Origin of the sequence: Gordonia jinhuaensis, assembly GCF_014639795.1 — a bacterium.
Lineage (GTDB): Bacteria > Actinomycetota > Actinomycetes > Mycobacteriales > Mycobacteriaceae > Gordonia_B > Gordonia_B jinhuaensis.
In genome coordinates this window covers 15990-32436 of the sequence record NZ_BMGC01000023.1, presented here as the reverse complement: position 1 = coordinate 32436, position 16447 = coordinate 15990, and the positions used below count along the sequence as shown (strand labels likewise).

At 67.6% G+C, this 16447-nt stretch carries 15 protein-coding genes, 1 pseudogene and 1 riboswitch; of the genes and pseudogenes, 8 read left to right on the top strand and 8 right to left on the bottom strand.

The features are described 5' to 3' along the window. Positions 1-2: 2 nt before the first annotated feature. Positions 3-1229 carry a phosphatase PAP2 family protein gene (locus tag IEW22_RS14265; protein ID WP_188587284.1) on the top strand — a complete coding sequence of 409 codons (1227 nt, stop codon included), beginning with the start codon at positions 3-5 and terminating at the stop codon, positions 1227-1229. Between the two features lie 6 nt (positions 1230-1235). On the opposite strand, the gene IEW22_RS14260 is transcribed toward IEW22_RS14265, so the two are convergent. Next, complete coding sequence (locus IEW22_RS14260) at positions 1236-1769, bottom strand: hypothetical protein (protein WP_229742690.1); 534 nt, start codon at positions 1767-1769, stop codon at positions 1236-1238. Beyond that, entirely contained in the window at positions 1766-3106 is a 1341-nt protein-coding gene (locus IEW22_RS14255; protein ID WP_188587283.1) for an aminotransferase class V-fold PLP-dependent enzyme, read from the bottom strand. Before IEW22_RS14255 ends, IEW22_RS14260 begins: the two co-directional genes overlap by 4 nt. Before the next feature lie 45 nt (positions 3107-3151). Next, a riboswitch (SAM riboswitch) is annotated at positions 3152-3265 on the bottom strand. Positions 3266-3353: 88 nt separating this feature from the next. On the opposite strand from IEW22_RS14255, the gene IEW22_RS14250 reads away from it, so the two are divergent. Beyond that, positions 3354-4439: an isochorismate synthase gene (locus IEW22_RS14250; RefSeq protein WP_188587282.1), complete on the top strand. Its 1086-nt coding sequence runs from the start codon at positions 3354-3356 to the stop codon at positions 4437-4439. Positions 4440-4543: 104 nt separating this feature from the next. Here IEW22_RS14250 and IEW22_RS20575 read toward each other — a convergent pair. The 3 genes and pseudogenes from IEW22_RS20575 to IEW22_RS14235 form a co-directional block, all read right to left on the bottom strand. Further along, positions 4544-5402: pseudogene (locus tag IEW22_RS20575) on the bottom strand (hypothetical protein). Between the two features lie 208 nt (positions 5403-5610). Then, complete coding sequence (locus tag IEW22_RS14240; RefSeq protein ID WP_188587281.1) at positions 5611-6807, bottom strand: O-succinylhomoserine sulfhydrylase; 1197 nt, start codon at positions 6805-6807, stop codon at positions 5611-5613. A gap of 64 nt (positions 6808-6871) precedes the next feature. Next, the gene (locus IEW22_RS14235) at positions 6872-7282 is read right to left on the bottom strand and encodes a rhodanese-like domain-containing protein (RefSeq protein ID WP_188587280.1); all 411 of its coding nucleotides are present in this window, start codon (positions 7280-7282) and stop codon (positions 6872-6874) included. 204 nt (positions 7283-7486) lie between these two features. Here IEW22_RS14235 and IEW22_RS14230 point away from each other — a divergent pair, with 204 nt between their 5' ends. Next, a complete protein-coding gene (locus IEW22_RS14230) occupies positions 7487-8431 on the top strand; it encodes a hypothetical protein (protein WP_188587279.1) in 945 nt (314 codons plus the stop codon). 18 nt (positions 8432-8449) lie between these two features. Here IEW22_RS14230 and IEW22_RS14225 read toward each other — a convergent pair whose 3' ends face one another. Next, on the bottom strand, positions 8450-9025 hold the full coding sequence (locus IEW22_RS14225) for an Rv0361 family membrane protein (RefSeq protein WP_188587278.1): 576 nt from the start codon (positions 9023-9025) through the stop codon (positions 8450-8452). 126 nt (positions 9026-9151) lie between these two features. Here IEW22_RS14225 and IEW22_RS14220 point away from each other — a divergent pair, with 126 nt between their 5' ends. Together IEW22_RS14220 and IEW22_RS14215 are read left to right on the top strand one after the other, a co-directional pair. Then, positions 9152-10252 carry an ABC transporter substrate-binding protein gene (locus tag IEW22_RS14220; protein ID WP_188587277.1) on the top strand — a complete coding sequence of 367 codons (1101 nt, stop codon included), beginning with the start codon at positions 9152-9154 and terminating at the stop codon, positions 10250-10252. A gap of 134 nt (positions 10253-10386) precedes the next feature. Next, positions 10387-11778, top strand: coding sequence for an FAD-dependent oxidoreductase (locus IEW22_RS14215; RefSeq protein ID WP_188587276.1), 1392 nt, complete (start codon positions 10387-10389; stop codon positions 11776-11778). Between the two features lie 81 nt (positions 11779-11859). Here IEW22_RS14215 and IEW22_RS14210 read toward each other — a convergent pair whose 3' ends face one another. Then, complete coding sequence (locus IEW22_RS14210) at positions 11860-12465, bottom strand: nucleoside deaminase (RefSeq protein ID WP_188587275.1); 606 nt, start codon at positions 12463-12465, stop codon at positions 11860-11862. Between the two features lie 30 nt (positions 12466-12495). Further along, positions 12496-13080 carry a hypothetical protein gene (locus tag IEW22_RS14205; protein WP_229742687.1) on the bottom strand — a complete coding sequence of 195 codons (585 nt, stop codon included), beginning with the start codon at positions 13078-13080 and terminating at the stop codon, positions 12496-12498. A gap of 394 nt (positions 13081-13474) precedes the next feature. Here IEW22_RS14205 and IEW22_RS14200 point away from each other — a divergent pair, with 394 nt between their 5' ends. From IEW22_RS14200 to IEW22_RS14190, 3 genes are read left to right on the top strand one after another with little or no spacing between them, the layout of a single operon-like run. Continuing rightward, entirely contained in the window at positions 13475-14482 is a 1008-nt protein-coding gene (locus IEW22_RS14200; protein ID WP_229742705.1) for a FecCD family ABC transporter permease, read from the top strand. Further along, positions 14479-15582 (top strand): FecCD family ABC transporter permease, encoded by a 1104-nt coding sequence (locus IEW22_RS14195; protein WP_188587273.1) that lies wholly within the window; start codon positions 14479-14481, stop codon positions 15580-15582. Before IEW22_RS14200 ends, IEW22_RS14195 begins: the two co-directional genes overlap by 4 nt. After that, positions 15579-16436 (top strand): ABC transporter ATP-binding protein, encoded by an 858-nt coding sequence (locus tag IEW22_RS14190; protein ID WP_188587272.1) that lies wholly within the window; start codon positions 15579-15581, stop codon positions 16434-16436. The genes IEW22_RS14195 and IEW22_RS14190 overlap by 4 nt, the downstream gene beginning before the upstream one ends. The last annotated feature ends 11 nt before the right edge of the window (positions 16437-16447 follow it).

Below are 16447 nucleotides of genomic sequence, written 5' to 3'. Positions count from 1 at the left end.
ACATGAAAACCTGGCACACGACAAGGTTCATCGCCGTCGCCCGCGCCGTGGCGATCACCGCCATCTCGGCGTGCGCGCTGGTCGGCACTCAGCTGCCTGACGCGAATGCCGCACCCGCCCGCCCCACCCCGTCCCCCTTCCCGGCAGGGGCGATCGCGACCGTGTACCAGTCCGACGTCCACGGCTCCGACATCATCTACTGGCCGGTCATCTCGAGTTTCACCGACATCCGCGCGAATCATCCCGACACCATCGCCGAGAACTCCGACAAGGCCGCGGCGATCAACCAGTCGGCGAAGAACGATCCAGTCAGGCGCAAGCGCGCACTCGACGACGGTTACGCGATCGACGGCATCTCGGAGAACCAGCTCTACACCATGTCGGATGCGTTCGGAGCGCGCCTGGGCAAGGACTTCCGGCAGGCGCTCGCCGACAAGCGGCTCCCCAAGGTGTCGGCCCTGCTCGACACAGTGTTCGCCCGCGGCCAGGGTATTGCCGCCTCCACGCTGGTCGAGAAGCTGATCTCCGACAACGACCGTCCGTATGTGACCGAGCCGGATCGGATCACGGTCTACAACCGCCCGGGCAAGTCGACAAGCGATGTGCTGTCGGATGGTTCGTCATTCCCGTCCGGACACACCGCTTCGGCCATGGTGCGCACAGGCCTGCTCGCACTCATGATCCCCGAACTCGCACCGCAGTTCCTCGCACGCGGGAGCGAAGTGGGCTACAACCGCGTGGTGCTCGGCGTGCACTATCCGCTCGATGTGATCGGCGGGCGAATGGTGGCCGACGCCGCTGTCGCCGACCGGTGGAATGATCCCCGCTTCCGCCCGCTGATCGTCGCGGCCGGCGCGGAACTGCGGGCCGAGCTGGAATGGCGCTGCGGCGCAGTGCTGTCGGTGTGCATCGCCCACGACAAGCCCTATCTGCGCACAGCCGACGCTGTGACTGTCTATCGACAGCGGATGACCTACGGCTTCACCCGGATCGGTTCGCCCACGGCGCCGTTCGTGGTACCGCCGACCGCGGTCGCACTGGTCGCTCGGGCCCATCCGGGCCTCGACCACGCACAACTGGTCGACCTGCTGCGTCAGACGGCACTGCCCGCGGGCTATCCGCTCGACGATCAGAGTCGGGGCAAGCCCTCGTGGCAGCGATTGGACCTCGCGGCGGCCTACACGGCGAGGGTGACCCCGCTCGCCGGCGGCCGGGTGGCACTGGGCTGAGCGGGGTCAGCTCGCTCGGCGCGAACGCAGCACCGGCAGCACCTGATCGGCGATCAGCGCGGCAGTGGCCAACCCGTCGATCGGCGTGAGGATCACTGCGTCTGCGACGTCTGCGGCGTAGATGTCCTCCACCAGGGTGAGCAGGCCGTACGGGGTCCCGATATAGCGGACCGTGGTGTCCGGGATTGTGACATCTGCGGTCGCGGCGTCTGGGTCCGAGCCGATCCTCGCCGCGGCCGCTCGCGCCGTTGATGCATCCGGCGCGACGAGTACCTCTACCTCCAGGGCCACGACCAGCGCTCCGGGGTCATCGATGCTTGCGCGCAATGCCTTTCGCTTCCGGGCCGCATCGGCGAGTGTCTCGGATCGGATGCGGTGCACAGATGACCACGGTGAATCTGACCACGGTGAATCCACGTCACGAGGTCCGCTCCAGGCGATCGGGTGGTCCTCGCCGTCGATGACGACCGTCAACGGCGGTCGCACCGCCCGCGATCCGGACGGTGCGACCGGCGGAGCTGTCACCGCCTCAGTGCTCACGCATGCACCCCGGATGTCGCGGCGTGCGCATCGACGAGTTCGGTCACTGCGGCGATCACCCGCTCGACGTCGGCCACCGAGGTACCCAGACCGAAGCTCGCCCGCACCGCACCCTCGGGATGTCCGAGGTGCGACAGCAGCGGATGTGCGCAGAATCGACCGTCGCGCACGCCGATTCCGTGTGTGTCACTGAGATATTCGGCCACTGCACGCGGGGCGATCCCGGTGACGGTGAAGGCGACGATCCCCACCCGGTCCTCGGAGTCGGGCCAGATGCGCAGGATCTCCACACCGTCGATCGCGGCGAGCCCCTCCTCGAGGCGATCACACAGTGCCACCTCGTCGAGACCGAGACGGTCGTGTCCGAGTGCGCTCAACACGTCTGCTGCGGCCGCGATCGAGAGCGCGCCGAGCACATTCGGGCTGCCCGCCTCGTGGCGTGCCGGCCCGGAATGCCAGCGGACATCCGCACCGTGATCGCTCACATCGGCGGTCGCGCCGCCACCGGCCAGATACGGCTGCGCCCCGTCGAGCCAGTCACCGCGGCCCACGAGGACGCCGGCACCGAAGGGTGCGTAGAGCTTGTGGCCGGAGAACACGGCGTAGTCGACGCCGTGGCTGGTCAGATTCAGTGCGCGGTGCGGAGCCAGCTGCGCGGCATCGACCAGGATGCGCGCACCGTGACGATGTGCGATGCCGGTGAGACGGCGGATCGGCAGCACCTCGCCGGTGACATTCGACGCCCCGGTGATGGCCAGCAGAGCCGCAGGGGCGCAGGCGAGTTCGGCTTCCAGCGCCTGCAGGGTCTCCTCCAGTGTCGGCTGGCAGGCCACCACCCGTGCACCGGATCGCTTCCACGGCAAGAGGTTCGCGTGGTGCTCGATGTCGAGGACGACGGTGTCGCCGGTGACACAGTGCGCCAGCAGGTTGATCGCGTCAGTGGTGTTGCGGGTGAACACCACATGGTCGTCGAGGCGGGCACGGACGAACCGCTTCACGGCCGTACGCGCCTGCTCGTAGCGTTCGGTGGTCAGCTGCGACAGATGTCCGGCGCCGCGGTGCACGCTGGCGTATTCGGGCAATGCCGCGGTGATCTGTTCGACCACTGCGGTCAGTGCGGGTGCGCTCGCCGCGTAGTCGAAGTTCGCGTAGGTCACCTCACCGCGGGTGGTCGGCACGGTGACACCCTCTCCGGCAACCGCGGCCAGCCCGCGCGTACCGCGGCCGGATGCGCCACGGTCGGCATCGGCACAGGTCAGGCGCGTTGTGCCGTCGCCACATGTGTCGATGACAGTCGTCGCGTCGAAACGGGCGGTGGTGTCGAGAACAGCAGTCATTACGAGTTCCTCACTCACGTCAAGGACTCGGCATGAAGTCGCCGGAGTCCGCGCTTGCCGTCGCCGTCTGGCGATCAGCCAGGTCGTCACCCGGAGCACCCCACCGCGGAGGAGGGTTGCCGACCAGCAAGCCGGGGCTGAACGCTGGTACTCGTGACCTGTCGCCGACAGTAGCGGCGGAAATCGCCGATCGTCAACCTCCTGCGGCCATTGCGATCACGCCGCACAAAACCCCGGCGAGTACCGTGTGGGAGTGCGATTCCTGCTCTCCGACGTCCGCGGTTCCTATCGCCTCGACGAGTCGTCGGCCCCGATCTCTGCCGCCGCCGATGCCGTGAAAGGACTGCGCGACAACACTTATGGAGTCGTGGGTGGCGCACTGTCGTTCGAGCCGGGTAGTCCCGATTCGCTCTGGGGCGCCCCGGAGATCCGCACCGGTCCTCCCGTTGACGCGAGGCCGCCGCGGATGCATCCGGTCAGCGTGAAGTCGCACAATCCCGAGCCGGCACTCCACATCGCCCGCGTGGCCGAGGTGGTCGCGCGCATCCATGCCGGCGCGGCCGAGAAGGTGGTCGCCGCGCGGTCGGTCGACCTGTTGTTCGACGACGAGATCGACATCGAGGCTCTCGTGTCGTCGCTGGCTGCGGCGAACGCCAACGCCGAGGTGTTCGGGGTCGACCTGTCGGCCGGTGGCGCTGCCGGGCACACGCTGGTCGGAGCGAGTCCGGAGCTGCTGGTGGAGAAGCGCGGAGCCGAGGTGTTCTGTCACCCGCTGGCCGGGTCGGCGCGCCGTCACGCCGATGCCGACGCCGACCGCGCCGCCGCCGCCGAGTTGGTCGCATCGGACAAGAACCACCGCGAGCACCGGTTCGTGGTCGAACACATCCGGGAGGTGCTCGCGCCGCTGTGTGAGACGTTGCACATTCAAGAGGACCCCACGCTGCTCGGCACGGGCGCGATGTGGCATCTGGGCACGCCGATAACCGGACGACTCGCCGACCCGTCGATGACCTCACTCGAGCTGGCGATGACCCTGTCCCCGACCCCTGCCGTCTGCGGGGTACCCACGGATGCGGCGCGCGCCATCATCGCCGAGTTGGAGGAACCACGAGGGTTCTACGGCGGCGCGGTGGGTTTCAGCGACGCACACGGCGACGGGCGCTGGATGGTGACCATCCGGTGCGCGGAGATCTTCGACGACCAGCGCACGGTACGCGCCTGGGCCGGCGGCGGGATCGTCGCCGATTCCGATCCGCACGCCGAATTGGCCGAGACCACAGCAAAGTTCGCGACCATCCTGCGCAGTCTCGGCTGCCCCGACGCGCTGGACTGACCCTCACATCCGCGGCATCAATCCCCATCCGCTGCACGGATCTGGTCCGCGAACGGGGATTCGCGCAGCGGATGCGGAAGCCGGGTACTGAGGTCGGGCACCAATCAGGTACCGGTGATGCCCAGGCGGAGGAGCCAGGGAGTCAGCAACTCGACCAGCTCGCCACGTACGAGGGTCGACCACGTCCATCGCAGCACCATCAGACCCAGGGCGCGCAGCTCGTCCTCGCGGGCCTTCTCGCGCGCCACCGCGTCGGCGATCGTCTGACCGGGGCGGAGGAGCCTGCTGTACTTGGTCATCCCGTCGAATTCGCCGACGAGTACACCGTCCCAGTCGAAATCGCAGAAATACGTCGAACTCCCGCGATACCTGCACTGCAACGTGGGTACAGGTAAGCCGGCCTCGATGATCTGAGCCCTGCTCCACGACTCCCCCACACTCTCGGACAATCCCGTCGCATGGCCCAGCGCTCGACGCGCGATGCGGATGCCCGTGGTGTGTGCGCCATCGACGCGTGCCCGGATGAGCGCCACATCTGCGCCCCGGCGCAGCGCGGCGTCGAAAACAGTGAGCGCCTGGGCGAAGTCCCCCATCATCGCGACGTCGACGGCCGTACGTTCCAGCGAGGTGACCGCGATGCCGTCGACGCGGGTCAGCTCGTCCGGCGCCAGAACGCCGGTGTGGGTGTGCCGGTGGGCCCGGATGCTGCCACCACTCCCGCGCCCGCTGGTCGAATGGACGAGCCGCTGGTCGGGATGCAGCAGAGGTAGTCCGTGGAGTGCGGCAGCCGACCGCTGTCTCGACGTCGTCGCGCGGCTCCACGAACACGCCGGGGGTCAGCCGGATGAGACCACCGCGTGTCACCGCGGCATTGAGCTGGTTGTCGGAGAATCCGGCTCGCAACGCCGACTCGCGTCGGATGAGTCCGTGACGGTCGACGGGGTAGATCGGGGGGAAGGTCATGACCGCTCAGACGCCGATCGCGCCGCTCCGGTTGCATGGTGTCGGTCGTCGAGATGATGAACCGGACCGCGCCTCACTGCCCGACGTCGACGCACGAAGACCCGCTCTATACGCCGTCCGCGGCATCAATCCCCATCCGCCGCACGGATCTTGTCCGCGAACGGGGATTCGTGCAGCGGATGCGGGCGGCGAGACGAGAGGGGCGAGACTAGAGCGCCCGGTCCAGGTCGTTGATGAGATCCTCGGTGCCCTCCAGGCCCACCGACAGCCGCACCACGGAGTCGCCGAGGCCGATGGCCGCGCGGCCTTCCGGACCCATCGCACGGTGGGTGGTGGTGGCCGGGTGGGTCAGCAGCGACTTCGCGTCGCCGAGGTTGTTGGAGATGTCGATCACGCGCAACTTGTCGAGCACCTCGAAGGTGCGTTCCTTACCGGACTTTCCGTTGCCGTCGGCGATCTCGAAGGTGACCACGGTGCCGCCGCCCGACATCTGCCGCTTGGCCAGGTCGAACTGCGGATGCGAGGGCAGATAGGGGTATTTCACCCAGCTCACCCGCGGGTCCGCCTCGAGGAATTCGGCGACCTTGAGCGCCGAGTCGACCGAGGCGTCGACCCGCAGCTTCATCGTCTCGAGACCCTTGAGCATCGTCCAGGCGTTGAACGGGCTCAGTGCCGGACCGGTGTGGCGCATCAGGGTCTGCACGGGACCGTTGATGAACTCCTCGGATCCGAGCACCGCACCGCCCATCACCCGGCCCTGACCGTCGATGTGCTTGGTGCCCGAGTACACGATCACGTCGGCGCCGAGGTCGAAGCCGCGCTGCAGCAGTGGGGTGGCGAAGACGTTGTCGAGGACCACCTGTGCGCCTGCGGCATGTGCCATCTCCGCGACGGCCGGCACGTCGACCAGCGTCTGCATCGGGTTGGACGGCGTCTCGAAGAACACCGCCTGAGTGGGGACCGACAGCGCCTGTTCCCACTGGTCGAGGTCCTCGCCGTCGACGAAGACCGTCTCGATCCCCCAGCGCGGCAGGATCTCGTTGCACACCACGAAGCACGAACCGAACAGGCTGCGCGCGGCGACCAGTCGGTCACCCGCTTTGAGCAGCGCACCGAGTGCGACGAAGACCGCGGCCATGCCGCTCGCGGTGGCGTAGCAGGCCTGCGCGCCGTCGAGCAGCCGCAGCCGCTCCTGGAACATCGCCACCGTGGGGTTGCCGTAGCGCGAGTAGACGAAACGTTCGTCCTCGCCGGTGAAGGCCCGCTCGGCGGCCTCGGCCGACGGGTAGACATACCCCGAGGTCAGATACAGCGCCTCGGAGGTCTCATAGAAATTCGACCGGGCCAGCCCACCGCGGACAGCCAGGGTCTGTGCCGAAACATCCTCCGGCAGTTGATCACTCACGACAACTCCTCTTGATCACGAGACTGCGGACGCATGTGCGCATTTGTCAGTGCGGACGCAGTGGTCACTGTTGACGCCAGGGCAGTCCGACCGCACGCCAGCCCACCGAGCCGCGGTGGCCGTCGGCGTCGAGGCCGCCCTCGAAACCGTCGAGAATGTTGTAGGACTTACCCACTCCCGCCGCGGTCGCCGCCTGGGCGGCGCCGATAGACCGCTGACCCGAGCGACACAGGAACAGCACTGTCTGATCGTCGCGCACACCGGCCGCGCGCAGCTGGTCGACGAACGCGTCGTTGTGCCCGCCGGGAAAATGATTCCACTCGATGAGGACGACGGCCTTGCCGATCGCGCCCAGCTCGGGCACCCCCACGAATGCCCACTCGGCCTGCGTTCGACAGTCCACCAGCACCGCATCCGGATCAGTGGACAGCGTCTCCCATGCCTGTTCAGGCGTGACGTCACCGGCATAGCTCATGACTTCCAGAGTGTCACACCGCCGATCACCCGGCGTCGTCGGCGGCACCGCATCGGACGTGACACCCCCATCGGGTGCTGTGGATCACCGTCGAAGACCATCGGTCACTACGGTGGAGACGACAAGCGGGTGCGACAGCAAGGGCTGGACCGACCCCGGACGGCACACCGAGCGGGTGTGCGATCACACACGATCGAGGCGGATATGACAGTCACAGCAGATGTCTTCAACGGCCTGTACGTCCTCGATGTCGCACACCACGCGATCCTGCAGGTGAGCCTTCCCGACGGGAAGGTCGACATTCTCACCGATGACGCCGGGCCCTCTCCGGACGGCATCGTGGTGGCACCCGACCGCCTGTACTGGACCACCATGGGTCGCCCACACCGGGCCGCGGTGACCACCACGAACGGTGAGGGCTGGGACTACACCGACCGCAACGGATCGATCCGCACCGCACGGCGCGACGGTTCCGAGGTCACCGAACTCGTGCCCGAAGGCTCGTTCACCACCGGCAAACAACTCGCCGCCGATCTCGACGCGCGACTGCTGTATTTCTGCGACCGCGAGGGCGCCGCGGTGTATCGGGTCGGCACCGACGGCAGCGATCTCACCGCACTCATCCGCAACCAGCGTGATGACACGTGGACGCAGGAATGTGTGGGCGTCGCCGTGGACCCCGGCCGGTTGAGCAATTCCTCGGGCGGGTACCTCTACTGGACGCAGAAGGGGCCGAGCAAGGGCGGGCGCGGGCGCATCCTCCGTGCCGGACTCGACATTCCGGAGCGACAGTCCGCCGAGACCCGCACCGACATCGAGACGCTGTTCACCGACCTACCCGAACCGATCGACCTGCACGTCGAACCCGAAGCCGGGCTGCTGTTCTGGACCGACCGCGGTGCACCGCCGGCCGGCAACACACTCAACGTCGCACCGATCCCCGCGTCCGGTGAGCACGGCAGCACCCCCACGGTCCTCGCCGACGGTTTCGACGAGGCGATCGGGTTGGCCGTCGACACCGAGGGCGGTTACGTCTACGTCAGCGACCTCGGCGGGACCATACGGGCCGTACCGCTCGCCGACGGCGCAGACGAACACGTGGTGGCCCGCGTCGACGGCGCAAAGTTCACCGGCATCGCCGGGTACTGAGCCGATATCCAACGGGCACTAGGGCTTTCCGCACACCTTCCAGGTGTCGGACTCCTGCTGCAACCGGATCGGCGTGCTCTGCTTGTCGTCGCCTGATTTCTCCCAGGTCCATCGCAGTGTCGCGGTGGCCGTGGACCCGTCGACGGCGATGTCGTCGATCGAGTCGATCTGGATCTTGCCGTGTTCGCGACTGTCGCGGTCGTGATCGGCATCGAAGGCCGACTCGGTCGGGAAGTCCGCAGCGCCGAGTACGGCCGAGCAGGTGGTGGCACGGAACTTGTCGTAGTTCCCCGAGTTCTGCGCCGTGTAGTGGTCGTTGACCGCCGCCGCGATCTTGTCGTTGGTCCCCATGCGCTCATCGCTGGGGTTGACCAGTTGCGCGATTCCCCAGATGGCAAACAAGAGCACCACGATGCCCAGCGCCACCAGGAACGGCCAGATGGCCCGCAGTCCTGAGGTCGACTCGTCGACCGCCTCAGGTTCGGCGGCCACCTGCTTCTGGTCGCGGGGCGGCTTCTGGTCACGGGCAGGCTGTTGACGCGATGCCGATCCCTGCTCACGCGCACCGGACGGCTTTCGCGACGACTTCGCCATGAGCCGGAGTCTAGTGAGCGGCGCGACGGGGCCACCCCGGGGTCCGTGTGCCCGCTTCACACCGGCCATGCCAGAGTCTTTACTCTGACAGGTAAGGCTATCCAAACAGAACGAGGTGAGGCCCGCATGGCTGACTTCCGTCGTACGTTCCGTCGAGGTTCTGCGGGCTCCGGCCGCGGCTGGCGCCGGTTGACCTCGGCCCTCATCGGTGCTGCGGCAGTGTGCACGCTCGTCGGCGCGACAGCTGCCTGTTCCTCCTCCGATGACAGCGACACCGGCGCGAGTGCGGTCTCCCCCAGCCGCACCGACACGTTCCCGGTCTCGATCACCCACCGGTACGGCACCACCACCATCGACTCGGCCCCCACCCGGGTGGCCACCCTCGGCGCCGGCGACGAGGACATCCTGCTCGCCCTGGGCATCACCCCCACGAGCATCGCGCCGTTCCTCGACCCGCAGAACAAGACCGTGGTGACCCCGTGGAACGAGAAGTACCTCAAGGGCAAGGAGTCCGACATCGCGGTGCTGTCGAATGCGCTGCAGGATCTCGGCGGCGAGATCCCCAAGGCCATCGCCACCGACCCGAACCTGATCGTCGGGGTGAACAACGAGGTCAGCAAGGACCAGTACTCGACGCTGAGCAAGGTGGCCCCGACGATCGTGCGCCCAGAGCAGTACCCCGACTGGCAGGTGCCGTGGAAGGTGTCCACGCAGGAGATCGGCGACTCGGTGGGTATGTCGGCGCCGACGCGCACGAAGATCGCCGACACCGAGGCGCGCTTCACCGAGGCGCGCGCACAGCATCCCGAGTGGGCGAGCCAGACCGCCGCGGTCATCACCAATTCCCCCGACGGCGGCGTCTCGATCTACGGCCCCGGTGACGGCCGCGGCCAGATGCTGACCAACCTCGGCTTCCAGTTCCCCGACTACCTGAAATCGACCCTGACCGGCGGTTTCTACGGCGAGATCTCCCAGGAGAACCTCGGCATGCTCAACCGCCTCGACCGCGTGGTGGTGGTCGATTGGGAGGGCGCGACCGACAAGCTCAAGGCCAACCCTGCCTGGAACAACCTCGACATCGTCAAACGCGGCGGGGTGGTCTATGCCGACCAATCCGTGGGCACCGCGATGTCGGTACCCACCGTGCTGACCATCCCGTGGGTCCTCGACCGTCTGGTCGGACCGCTGGCCGACGAGTCGCGCGAGAACGTCTCCGCCAACGCCTGACGACTGACGCCGGCCACCGCCGGACCGGCCCCGACCTCCTCATACGTCACACCGAGGTTGGGCGCGCGGCCCGGGCACCCTACGATGGGGGCTGGCGCGTTACCCGAGAACAGAGAAGGCACACTCCACCCATCATGAGCGAGAACAACCGTCCGCTTCGAGTCGCGATCGTCGGTGCCGGGCCTGCCGGCATCTACGCGGCCGATGCCCTGATGAAGACCGACACCGCCAAGGAACGCGGTGTGAGCATCGATCTGTTCGAGCGGATGCCCGCACCCTTCGGCCTGATCCGCTACGGCGTCGCGCCCGACCATCCGCGCATCAAGGGCATCATCACCGCCCTGCACAAGGTCCTCGACAAGCCGCAGGTCCGCCTCATCGGCAACGTCGACTACGGCACCGACCTCACCCTCGACGATCTGAAGAGTCACTACGACGCCGTGGTCTTCTCCACCGGGGCCACCGACGACCGTGCACTGCAGATCCCGGGAGTCGATCTCGAACGCAGCTACGGCGCCGGCAAGTTCGTGGCCTGGTACGACGGACACCCCGACTTCCCGCGGGAATGGCCGCTCGAAGAGGAGAAGGTCGCCGTGATCGGCGTGGGCAACGTGGCACTCGACGTGGCACGCGTGCTGGCCAAGACCGGCGACGAGCTGTTGCCCACCGAGATCCCCGCCAACGTCTACGAGGGCCTCAAGTCCAACAAGGCACTCGAGGTGCACGTGTTCGGCCGCCGCGGTCCCGCGCAGGCCAAGTTCACCCCGCTCGAGCTCAAGGAGCTCGACCACTCACCGAACATCGAGGTCGTCGTCGACCCCGAGGACATCGACTATGACGAGGGTTCGGCCGTGGCACGCCGCGGCTCCAAGATCGTCGACCAGGTCTCGACCATCATCGAGAACTACGCGATCCGTGAGCCCAAGCAGGGTGCGATCCACAAGCTGTTCCTGCACTTCTTCGAGAACCCGGTGGAGATCCTGGGCGAGGACGGCAAGGTCGTGGGCCTGCGCACCGAACGCACCCAGCTCGACGGGACCGGGAACGTCAAGCCGACCGGCAAGCTCACCGACTGGGATGTCACCGCCGTGTACCGCGCCGTCGGTTACCTCTCGGACAATCTGCCGTCGATCCCGTTCGACGATCAGGCGGGCGTGATCCCCAACGAGTCGGGCCGCATCTTCGACGACGGCACCCACCTCACCGGCCTCTACACCACGGGCTGGATCAAGCGCGGACCGATCGGCCTCATCGGCCACACCAAGGGTGACGCCAACGAGACCATCGAGTGCGTCATCGAGGACATGGCCGCGGGCAATCTGCTCGACCCGGCCGAGCCCGGTGAGGACGCGATCGTCAAGCTGCTCGAATCACGCGACGTGCCGTTCACCACCTGGGACGGCTGGTACCGCCTCGACGAGCACGAGCGTGCCCTCGGCGCCAAGGAGGGTCGCGAGCGCGTGAAGGTGGTCGAGCGTGACGACATGCTCGCCGCATCCGAGCCGCACAAGGTCCGCAAGGACTGACCGGTTCGCCAGAACCCGACGAGCGGGGTGGGAGGCAGCGCCTCCCACCCCGCTCGTGTGTTCAGACCCTGCCTGAGGCGTTCAGGCTCCGGTGCGCGCGTTGTAGACGGTCAGGCCGTCGGCGTCCACCGCGGCGCGATAGGCCCGATAGACCTCGAGCGCCTCGTCGCGAAGTACACCGTCGACCACCTCGATGCCGCGGGCGACGAACTGTGCGGCCCAGTCCTCCCGCATCGGCCCCTCGTCGAAGGTGGTGATCTCCTCGAGTTCCGGACCCGATCCGGCGACGACGAGTGTCCGCACCCCCGACCAGAGCGTCGCGCCGTAGCACTGCACACACGGCCGCCAGTTGACCACGAGTTCGTGGGCCGGAAGCCCGGCCGCGCCGAGATCCCAGGTGCCCACCGCCCGCTGCGCGGTGCCCAGCGCAGTGACCTCTGCATGCGCCGACGAGATGCCTGACGCGAGAACGACATTCACGCCCACCGAGACGATCCGACCGGTCGCGGTCTCGGCGACCAGTGCGGCGAATGGGCCACCGTTGCCCTCACGCCAGTTGCGGTCGGCGAGCCGGTGGACCAGCCGCATCCGCTCCACGCGGTCGTCGATCACCTCGTCGACATCGGCCAGTTCGTCGGCCACCCACTCGGGTAATTCGATGGTGTATCCGGTCGATGCCAGCCGCACGGCTTTCCTTTCGTCAGCCGAGGGGCCGACTCATCCGTTCAGCAGCCTCGGGTTCTGGATCTGGCGGACGTTCCACCAGAATCCGGCGTTGTCGAGCAGGTTCTCACCGTAGTCGGAAATCGTGTACCCGGAGATCGACGACGGGAAGCAGCCGAACCAGACCGTCTTGATCTCCAGCGACTCACCGGCCTTCAGGTCTTTCTTGAACTGGTTCTGACCGCCGAGTTCCTGCAACGTCACGTTGCGGAAGGTGCCGTTCTGCGCGGTGACCTTCATATAGCGCGTCATCGACCACGACTCACCCCACGGCTTGCCGGGTTGGATACCGAAGGTGCAGAACACTCCGCCTTCGAGGTGCAGATTCGGCGCCCCGGCGGCGGGGGCGGGTGTGTCGGCCTGCGCCGGGCCCACTCCGACGAACGCCCCGGCTCCGAGGCCGATCGCGGTCACCGCGGCACCGGCAACCCTCGCCCAGCGTCGTGACCTACCGGGCCCCGAACTGTCAGGCAGGGGTGTCAGAGTAGGACCGGCGGCTGCCTCGGTGGTCGACGCGGTCGTGTTCGACGCGGTCGTGTTCGACGCGGTCGTGTTCGACGCGGTCGTGTTCTCGGTCATCGCACTGCTCTCCTTACTTCCCACGGGCACGAGGCACGTGATGGCTGTCGGGTCGTGCGTGCATCTGCACCTGAGATGTAGATCACATTTTACTTATCGTTAGGACACTTCACAGCTGTTACGCAGAAACCGCCTCGTGCAGCAACAAGGCAACCGACCACCCGATGCGGCCGTATTCCCCGATGATGGTTAGGCTGGCCTATGTTGCGGCGCGCGCATCGGTGCGGTCGGTCGAGCATCTCGGCGCAGCCACGCAGCCACACCGACCACACAGCCACACCAACCGCACATCACACATCCGGGAGGGGCGAGTATGTCCGTGATCGAGACTCCCTCGACCACCACGGCGGCCTCGGCTCCCGTCGCCCACCGCCGCCGCACCACCCGCATCCGGATGATCGAACTACTCGTCCTCGTCGCGGTCCTGGTGATCGCGCTGGCGCTGTCGATCGCCGTCGGCTCGCGACTCATGTCCTTGCCGACGGTGTGGGACGCCCTGTGGGCGAACACCTCGGTGCCCTGGGCGAATGCCGCCGCACGCGGCACCGACGCCTACGGCATCGTCCATCAGCTGCGCATCCCGCGCACGATCCTCGGTCTGCTGGCCGGGCTCGCACTCGGTGCTGCGGGTGCACTCGCCCAGGGGCATACGCGAAACCCGTTGGCGGATCCAGGAATCCTGGGTGTCAACGCGGGGGCCGCGTGCGCGGTGGTGGTGGGCGTGTACGTCCTGAACATCGCCACCCCGATCCAGTACATGGGCTTCGGCCTGGTCGGTGCGCTCATCACCTCGGCACTGGTGTTCGTGGTCGCCTCGGCGGCCCGCGGGTCGAGCCCGCTGTTGCTCGTACTCGCCGGCACGGGTCTCAACGCGATGCTGCTGGCGATCACCTCGGCGATCGTGCTGGTCGACTCCGCCTCGCTGGACGCGTGGCGGTTCTGGAACGTCGGCTCGATCTCCGGACGCGGCACCGACGTCATCTGGGCCGCGCTGCCCTTCATCGCCATCGGTCTGGTCCTCGCGGTGGCCAACGGCTACTTCCTCAACGCACTGAGCCTCGGTGACGATCTCAGCACCGCGCTGGGCACCCGCGTGGCCACCACCCGCTTCCTCGGGCTGCTGGCCCTGACGATCCTCGCCGGTGCGGCGACCGCGGCATGTGGTCCGATCGCCTTCCTCGGCCTGCTCGCACCGCATATCGCACGCTATCTGGTGGGCCCCGACTACCGGTGGATCGTGCCGTTCGCCGCGCTCATCGGCGCCGACCTGCTCCTGCTGTGCGACGTGATCGGCCGGGTCATCGCGCGACCGGGTGAGATCTACGTGGGCATCATGGTGTCGGTCATCGGCGCACCCTTCCTCATCGCATTGGTCCGGCGCAGGAAGCTGGTGGCGGTATGAGCGTGACGAGTGCGGCGCGCGGCGACACTGCGCAGCAACCCCTGGCGCACCGACGACCGTTGCGTCCGGTGATCGCGATCGGTCCGATGCGGCTGCCCATGCGCACCCGACTGACGGTGGTCGGGGTGTGTCTGACCGTGATCGCGGTGGTGTTGTTCCTCGCCGACATCGCGATCAGCGACTACCCGATGACCCTGGCCGACGTCGTCCGCATCCTGTTCGGCGGCGGTACGCGGGTCCAGAACGTGATCGTCTTCGACGTGCAGCTCCCCCGGGCACTGGTCGCCGCGCTCGTCGGTCTGGGACTCGGTTACGCCGGCAGCCTCACCCAGGTGGTCACCCGCAACCCGCTGGCCTCGCCCGACATGATCGGCATCACCGCGGGCGCAAGCACTTTCGCGGTGCTGGCGATCGCGTTCGGGTCGACCTGGGGGTCGTGGCTGGCCGGCGTCGGAGTTCCCGTCGCGGCGATCATCGGGGCGGCTGTCGCCGCGGTGGCGATGTACCTGCTCGCCTGGCGACGCGGTATCGAATCGTTTCGGCTGGTGCTCGTCGGCGTCGCGCTGACCTGGATGTTCGAGGCCATCACCTCCTACCTGCTCACCCGCGCCCAGATCAACGACGCCGCGCGCGCCCAGCAGTGGCTCGTGGGTTCGGTGAACAACGCATCATGGAGTGACGTCTGGCCGCTGGTCATCACCGTCGCGGTCGCACTCGCACTGGTCGGGCCGGTCAGCCGCACCCTCTCGGCGCTGTCGCTGGGGCCCGACGTCGCTGCGGGGCTGGGTGCCTCACCCGGCCGCGGCAACACTCTCGTCCTCGGACTCGGCGTGGTGATCTCGGCGATGTGTGTGGCCGCGGCAGGTCCCATCGCTTTCGTCGCCCTGCTGGCGCCGCAGATCGGCGCCCGGCTGGCCCGCACCCCCACACCGACGCCGACGATCTCCGGACTGGTCGGGGCGACGCTGGTCCTACTCGCCGACGTGGTGTGCCGTACCGTGCTGCCCTCGGGGCTGCCGGTCGGCATCGTGACCGCCGCAGTCGGCGGCCCGTTCCTCATCTACCTCATGATCCGCGTCTCACGGAAGGCGACCGTATGACCGCCGACAACACCGCTCTCAGTCAGACCGACGCCCTCGGTACCGCCGATCCTGCCAACAGAAGCAGCTCGCGGTTGACGGCCAGTGAGCTGACCGTGGGCTACGGCGCCGATCCGATCATCGAGGGACTGAACCTGCAGATCCCCGACGCCGCGGTGACCACGATCATCGGCCCCAACGGCTGCGGCAAGTCGACCCTGCTGCGGTCGATGGCCCGACTGTTGCGGCCGTCGAACGGTGCGGTCCTGCTCGACGGCACCGACATTTCCGCACGCAAGACCAAGGAGGTGGCGCGGATCCTCGGGTTGCTGCCCCAGAACCCGATCGCGCCGGACGGTTTGACCGTGCTCGATCTCGTCTCCCGGGGTCGACATCCGCATCAGTCGTGGCTGCGTCAATGGTCGGCCGCCGACGACGAAGCCGTCTCCGAGGCGATGGAGCTGACCTCGATCAGCGATCTGTCGCAGCGACCGGTCGACTCACTCTCGGGCGGTCAGCGCCAGCGCGTGTGGATCGCGATGGCCCTCGCCCAGCGCACCGATCTGATCCTGCTCGACGAGCCGACCACCTACCTCGACCTCTCCCACGCGGTCGATGTACTCGATCTCGTCGACGATCTGCGCAGCGTGCACGGCAAGACCGTGGTGATGGTGCTGCACGACCTGAATCTCGCTGTGCGCTACAGCGATTGGATCGTGGTGATGCGCGCCGGCGAGGTGGTTGCCCAGGGCAAGCCCGCCGATGTGATCACCCCTGAACTGTTGCTCGAGACCTTCGGGCTGCATTCACGTGTGATCGACGATCCCGTCTCGGGCGGCCCGCTGATCGTTCCGGTCGGTCGCCGCGACCGCTGATCGCCTCGGCG